The following is a 6,400-nucleotide window of genomic DNA, read 5'->3' on the forward strand; positions in this document are numbered from 1 at the left end:
AAAATACTCTCGGGGGGGCCGCACCGGTACGGGGCGGCGGGGGCAGACAGCCCCCAGCGTCGGCCCCCCCCTTGTCTGCCAGCCGCAATTGCAGCACCTTGCACGCCATGAAACCGCGCCCCCCTCGCCTTGCCACCCGCGCGCTGATTCTGCATCAGGATCGGCTGCTGATCGTGAACGCCTATCCCGAAGGTCTCGCGGATCTGTGGTGTGCCCCCGGCGGCGGGGTGAACGGAGGGACCTCGCTACCTGAAAACCTGATCCGCGAAGTCCATGAGGAAACCGGCATCGCCATCACCGTGGGTGCCCCGGCGCTGGTCAACGAATTTCACGACCCCGCCTCGGGGTATCATCAGGTCGATATCTACTTTCGCTGCACTCTGACGGGCCCAATCCCCGACACATGGACCGACCCCGAGGGCATTGTGACACAGCGCCGTTTCGTCACCCGCCCCGAATTGGCGCTACTGCGCCATAAACCTGACAGCCTTGCGCCCGCAGCCTGGGGGGCCACGGGCGCAATTCTTTATGATCCGCTGGAGGTAATCGTGCGCTGATCAGCTGCGCGAATACAGCCCCTCATAGATCGGACTCAACATTTCCGCATCAAACAGCGACGACACAGAGGTGCCGTTCCAGATATTCATGATTGCCTGAGCAAACAGCGGCGCGGTCGGCACGATGCGGATATTGGCAGCCTTTTTTGTCGCCGCGGTCGCCTCGATCGAATCGGTGATGACCAGTGATTTCATTACCGAGTTGCTGACCCGCTCGACTGCGGGGCCCGAAAGGACACCGTGGGTGATGTAGCTATGCACCTCGGTCGCGCCGCTTTGCACCAGCACTTCGGCGGCCTTGCACAGCGTTCCGGCGGTATCGCAGATATCGTCAACGATGATACAGGCCTTACCCGACACATCGCCGATAACTATCATTTCGGCAATCTCACCGGCCTTCTCGCGCCGTTTGTCTACAATTGCCAGCGGGCAGCCAATGCGCTTGGCCAGATCGCGCGCCCGCGCCACGCCGCCAACGTCAGGCGAGATCACCATCACGTCGTCCAGCTTGCCTTTGAAGTGATGCTCAATATCCAGCGCAAAAATTGGTGCGGCATAAAGGTTGTCCACCGGAATATCGAAAAACCCCTGAATCTGCGCCGCGTGCAAATCCAGCGTCAAAACCCGGTCCACCCCGGCCTCGGTCAAAAGGTTCGCCACCAGCTTTGCCGAGATTGGCGTACGGGCCTTGGCGCGGCGGTCCTGGCGGGCATAGCCGAAATACGGGATCACCGCCGTAATCCGGCTTGCCGATGACCGCCGCAGCGCATCGACCATGATCAGCAGTTCCATCAGGTTGTCATTCGCCGGATTCGAGGTTGGCTGGATGATATACATATCCTCGCCGCGGACATTTTCGAAAACCTCAACGAATATTTCCTGGTCATTGAACCGCTCAACCCGCGCGTCAACCAGCCCGACATTCATGCCTCGGTGCATCGACATGCGCCGCGCGATGGAATTGGCAAGCGTGCGGTTCGCGTTACCGGAGATCAGTTTAGGTTCGGTCATGGCTGGCATTGGGGCATCCTTGGCAGCACCGGGAGGCAGCCCCGGCGGATTCGCTCGATTGCACCCCGCTTAGCACCGGGCTAGCCTGCCCGCAAACCTCACACGCGCAAGGATGCGGACCAATGGCCCAAATCGACTACTTTTTTACCCCAATTTCGTCATGGACCTATCTGGCAGGCCATCGGTTGGAAGAAATTGCCGCCCGGCACGGCGCAACAATCACCTACAAACCCTGCGATCTTTTGGCGCTTGCAGGGCGCACCGGCGGCACCCGGCCCGAAGACCGGCACCCCAGCCGGCTGGCTTATCGCGCGCAGGAACTGGCCCGATGGTCGGCGCATCTGGGCATGGATCTGACCTTGAAGCCGGCGTTCTTTCCCACCAACCCCGCCCCTGCATCCTATGCGATCATCGCAGCACAAGCGGCGCAGGAAAAGGGCGCGGCGGGCGATCTGGGCGGGCTGGTACACGGCTTTACCCGCGCCGTCTGGGCCGAAGGGGTCAATATCGCTGATGATAACGTCATCCATGCGCAGCTTGTCGCAAATGGCTTTGATGCGGGGCTGGCGGATTCGGGGCTGTTCATCGGCGCTGAAACCTACACCCGCAATCTTGAAGAGGCGGTTGAGCGCGGCGTATTCGGCGCACCCTTCTATATTGTGCGCGATACGGATCAGCGGTTCTGGGGGCAGGATCGGTTGGATTTCCTTGATGCCCATCTGGGGCGCCTTTGATGCCCAAAGGTATCCGGGCAGGCCAACCCACCTTCTGGCAGGTCTTTGGCAGCGGCCCCCGGCCCGCACTGGCAATTCATCCCTCACTTGCCCACTCGGGGATCTGGGCACCTATTGCCGCCGCCCTGCCAGACCTTACGCTGACCGCATTCGATCTGCCCGGCCACGGCCAAAGCGGCCCCTACGACGGCGCAACAGACTACCAAAAGCTCAGCGCCCAGATCGCGGCCAGCTTTATTGACCGCCCGCTGGATCTGATCGGCCACTCTTTTGGCGCAACCGTCGCCCTGCGTCTTGCCGTCGCCGCCCCCGAGGCTATTCGCACCCTGACCCTGATCGAGCCGGTCTTGTTTGTCGCGGCCAAAGGCACTGACGAATGGGCAGCCTATACCGCCGATGAGGCACGATTTTACGCCCTGCTGGACGCCGGCCAGCACGAGGCCGCCACCCGCGAGTTTGTCAGCCGTTGGGGTGCGGGCCAACCCTGGGACACCCTTCCTGCCCCCGTCCGCGCGACAATGATCCGCCAGATCCAGTTGATCGCTGCCGCAGGTCACGCCAACGCCACCGATCCGGGGCAGATCCTGCGCGACGGCGGGTTAGAGATGATCGACGCGCCGGTGATGCTGATTGAAGGGGCCAAAAGCCCGCCGATCATTCATATGATCACCAAGGCTATTGCCGCGCGCCTGCCCGATGTCGGCGTTGCCCGCGTGCCGGGGGCGGGGCATATGCTGCCCGCAACCCACCCCGCACAGGTAGCCGGGTTGATCGCCGTGAATCTGGAACGGGCGCAGTAGGTCAGGCTGGGCTGATCAGGGCCAGAAACTGGTCCACATCCGCATCGGTCGTAGACCAGCTACAGACCAGACGGGCCGACAACGGCGCATCTTGCGGCCCCTCTAGCGACTGATCAAACGGCCAGAAATAGTAGGCGGCCCCCGCATCATGGGCCCGCTTGTGCCCGGCGCGCGGCCAATGGGCAAAGACGGTATTGCCCTCGGCCGGGTGGGTCAGGCCAGCGCCCGGCAGGGCCGCGATACCCGCCGAAAGCCGCGCCGCCGCGTGATTTGCGCGCCGGGCCAGATCAAGCCACAGACCATCGGCCAGATAAGCCTCCATCTGAGCGGCCAAAAAACGATGCTTGGAAAACAGATGCCCGCCCCGTTTGCGGCGCAGCTCAAACTCCCACGCTTTGGCGGGGTCGAAGATGATCACCGCCTCAACGCCCATACAACCGTTTTTCGTGCCCCCGAATGACAGCACATCAACCCCGGCTTTCCACGTCATTTCAGCAGGGCTGCACCCCGCCGTCACCAGCGCATTGGCGAAACGCGCACCATCCATATGCACCGGAAGCCCAAACTCACGCGCGACAGCCGTCAGCGACGCCACCTCTGACGCGTTGTAAACAGTGCCATTTTCCGTCGCATTGGTGATCGAGACCATGCCGCGCTGCACGTTGTGCACCCCAGCCCTTGCGGAATGGGCAATCGCCGCGCGCAGATTTTCCGAATCCATCTTTGCATGCGCGCCCTCGATCAGCACCAGTTTGGCGCCGCCGGTATAAAACTCAGGCGCGCCGCATTCGTCCTCTTCGATATGCGCGTTGCGGTGGCAAAAGATTGCGCCCCATGGCTGGGTCAGCACGGCGCATGACAGCGCATTGGCTGCGGTGCCGGTCGCCACCAGATAGACCGCCGCCTTCGGGGCCTCAAACAGATCGCGCAGCTGGGCACGCACCCGCGCCATGATCGGATCGCTGCCGTAGGGCATCGCAAAACCGGTATTGGCAGCGGCAAGTGCCGCCATGATTTCGGGGGCGGCGGCAGAGCTGTTGTCGGACGCAAAATTCATGACAGATCCTCAATCGTGTAGTCTTCCCAATCTTCTTCCCCGATCTCGGCTTCGGACACTGTCCAGCCCCGGACCGAGACCCCCGCCCGATGCACCGATTCCGGGTCGCCGGAAATCAGTGGGTGCCAGTCGAACAGCGGTTTTCCATCAAACCGCAACCGGTAGGCACATGTTGCGGGCATCCAATAGGCGATATCGGCTATATTCTTGGGCGACAGGCGCACACATTCGGGCACATATTGGTGACGGTTCTCGTAATTTGTGCAGCGGCATGTATCGCCATCCAGCAGGCGGCAGGCAACGCGGGTAAATTCAACCTCGCCAGTGTCTTCATATTCGATCTTGTTCAGACAGCATTTACCGCAACCATCACAAAGCGCCTCCCATTCGGTCGGGGTCAGCGTCGCTAGCGGCAACGTCCAGAATTCGGGGCGCAGAGTCGGGGGTGGTTTTTTCATTGCCGCAACCTGCCGCAAGCAGGGCGAAATGGAAAGGGGTTACAGTGCCGCCAAAACCGCACGCGCATCGGTACAATCCTTGGCCATCTGCGCCATCAATGCAGGCAGGCCATCAAACTTCAACTCTGGGCGAAGGTAATCAACAAAGGCTACCGATAAGTGTTTGCCATAAAGATCGCCTTCAAAATCAAAGAGAAGGGTTTCAAGATTGGGTTGGTTTTCGCCAAACATCGGCCGCACGCCCAGGCTTGCCGCCCCGGCGTAACTGCCGGCCTGCGGGCCGGTCAGCACATCGACCTTGACCGCGTAGACCCCTTGTTTGGGCAGGTGCAGCCCCTGCACACCCATATTGGCGGTGGGAAACCCCAAGGCGCGGCCCCGTTTTTCACCGTGAATCACCTCACCCTCGATCCGGTGCCAATGCCCAAGCATCGCGGCCGCATCGCGCGCACGGCCGTCGGCCAGCGCCTCACGAATAGCCGTCGAGGATATCTCCAACCCGCCGACCTGCAGCAGCGGCGCAATGGTGACGCCAAAGCCGTAGAGCGCGCCGAATTCACGCAGCATTTCGGCGCTACCCTTACGATCCTTGCCATAGCGGAAATCGGCGCCAACGGTCACATGGGCAACACCCAACCCCTGCCAAAGCACATCGCGGGCAAAACTCTCGGCCGACATCCCTGCGAGGTCAGGACCAAAGGGCAATTCGTAAAGCATCGCCACGCCTAGCTTTTGCATACGATGTGCCCGTGCCTGGGCATTCATCAACCGAAACGCGGGGGCCTTGGGGGCAAAATACTCGCGCGGATGAGGTTCAAATGTCACGACGCCCAAAGGCGCCGTTTCAGCCGCCGCAAGGCCAATTACCGAACGATGGCCAAGATGCACGCCATCAAAATTGCCCATCGCAATCGAGGCGCCTTGCGCGGCTTTGCCAAGCCCCTGCCAGTGGGTGAATATCTGCATGGTCCCCGCGTAAGTCTGGCGGGATGGCCCGCCCGGTCAGTCGAATTTACGGCTGGGCGCCAGAACCAGCGCCTCACCTTTCAAGACCACCGTATTGCCCACCGCGCAGTGAGTTTCAAGCGTGACCCGTCGGCGGGTATGATCAATGGCGGCAACCTTGACCTCGGCGTAGACCACATCGCCGGGACGGACGGGCGCCATGAATTTCAACGTTTGCCCCAGATAGACGGTGCCATGACCGGGAAGCTGTTCACCGATCACCGCCGAAATCAGCCCGGCAGTCAGCATGCCGTGTGCGATCCGTCCTGCGAAAATGGTATCTTGCGCATAGGCTTCATCAAGGTGGACGGGGTTATGGTCGGTTGATATCTCGGCAAAAAGTTCGATGTCGCGGTCGGTGATTTCCTTGCGCAGATAACGGATCATCCCGATTTCGAGATCTTCGATGCAGATCGTGCCGCGTGGTGTGTTGTCGCGCATTATCCTGAGGTCCCGGACCCGGTTTATGTTGCAGCGCAGCATAGCCGGTAGGGTTTCATCGCGCAAGGGGTTGGGTAATTTATCATCAATTAGCGCTAGTATTTGGTAATTTAATTGCGAGTCGTCTTAACCGCGTGAAAACCGAGAAGGGGGGCTGTCTGCCCCAACCCCTGACGCTAAATGTTGAAATAATCGCTTCTGTTGGCCGCACTGCAGCCAACATTCCTTTCCAGCCCCGGTAACCGCGCCATTGGCACCGCCTGCCTGACGCTGGGGCGATGGTCTAAGACACGTGTTTAACTACGTCGTTAACGACGTGTCTTATGCGGGGTCAGCG

The 6,400-nt window shown here is 60.8% G+C and carries 8 protein-coding genes; 3 read left to right on the plus strand and 5 right to left on the minus strand.

What is annotated here, in order from left to right:
* The first annotated feature begins 107 nt into the window (after positions 1–107).
* Positions 108–557, plus strand: a complete 450-nt coding sequence (locus ACM62R_RS12310) for an NUDIX domain-containing protein (RefSeq protein ID WP_415184347.1) — start codon at positions 108–110, stop codon at positions 555–557.
* On the opposite strand, the gene ACM62R_RS12315 is transcribed toward ACM62R_RS12310, so the two are convergent.
* Entirely contained in the window at positions 558–1,577 is a 1,020-nt protein-coding gene (locus ACM62R_RS12315; RefSeq protein ID WP_415184348.1) for a ribose-phosphate pyrophosphokinase, read from the minus strand. It lies immediately after the preceding gene.
* Positions 1,578–1,690: 113 nt separating this feature from the next.
* On the opposite strand from ACM62R_RS12315, the gene ACM62R_RS12320 reads away from it, so the two are divergent.
* Together ACM62R_RS12320 and ACM62R_RS12325 are read left to right on the plus strand one after the other, a co-directional pair.
* On the plus strand, positions 1,691–2,302 hold the full coding sequence (locus ACM62R_RS12320; RefSeq protein WP_415184349.1) for a 2-hydroxychromene-2-carboxylate isomerase: 612 nt from the start codon (positions 1,691–1,693) through the stop codon (positions 2,300–2,302).
* Positions 2,302–3,102 (plus strand): alpha/beta fold hydrolase, encoded by an 801-nt coding sequence (locus ACM62R_RS12325; RefSeq protein ID WP_415184350.1) that lies wholly within the window; start codon positions 2,302–2,304, stop codon positions 3,100–3,102. Before ACM62R_RS12320 ends, ACM62R_RS12325 begins: the two co-directional genes overlap by 1 nt.
* Before the next feature lies 1 nt (position 3,103).
* On the opposite strand, the gene ACM62R_RS12330 is transcribed toward ACM62R_RS12325, so the two are convergent.
* The 4 genes from ACM62R_RS12330 to ACM62R_RS12345 are packed head-to-tail and all read right to left on the minus strand — an operon-like array spanning position 3,104 to position 6,063.
* Positions 3,104–4,159: a threonine aldolase family protein gene (locus ACM62R_RS12330; RefSeq protein ID WP_415184351.1), complete on the minus strand. Its 1,056-nt coding sequence runs from the start codon at positions 4,157–4,159 to the stop codon at positions 3,104–3,106.
* Positions 4,156–4,617: a YcgN family cysteine cluster protein gene (locus ACM62R_RS12335; protein WP_415184352.1), complete on the minus strand. Its 462-nt coding sequence runs from the start codon at positions 4,615–4,617 to the stop codon at positions 4,156–4,158. Before ACM62R_RS12335 ends, ACM62R_RS12330 begins: the two co-directional genes overlap by 4 nt.
* Before the next feature lie 39 nt (positions 4,618–4,656).
* A complete protein-coding gene (locus ACM62R_RS12340; protein ID WP_415184353.1) occupies positions 4,657–5,583 on the minus strand; it encodes a bifunctional riboflavin kinase/FAD synthetase in 927 nt (308 codons plus the stop codon).
* Between the two features lie 36 nt (positions 5,584–5,619).
* A complete protein-coding gene (locus ACM62R_RS12345) occupies positions 5,620–6,063 on the minus strand; it encodes a MaoC family dehydratase (protein ID WP_415184354.1) in 444 nt (147 codons plus the stop codon).
* Positions 6,064–6,400: the final 337 nt, after the last annotated feature.

The sequence above is a fragment of the Phaeovulum sp. genome, from assembly GCF_047638075.1.
In the GTDB taxonomy this organism is placed as follows: domain Bacteria; phylum Pseudomonadota; class Alphaproteobacteria; order Rhodobacterales; family Rhodobacteraceae; genus UBA6197.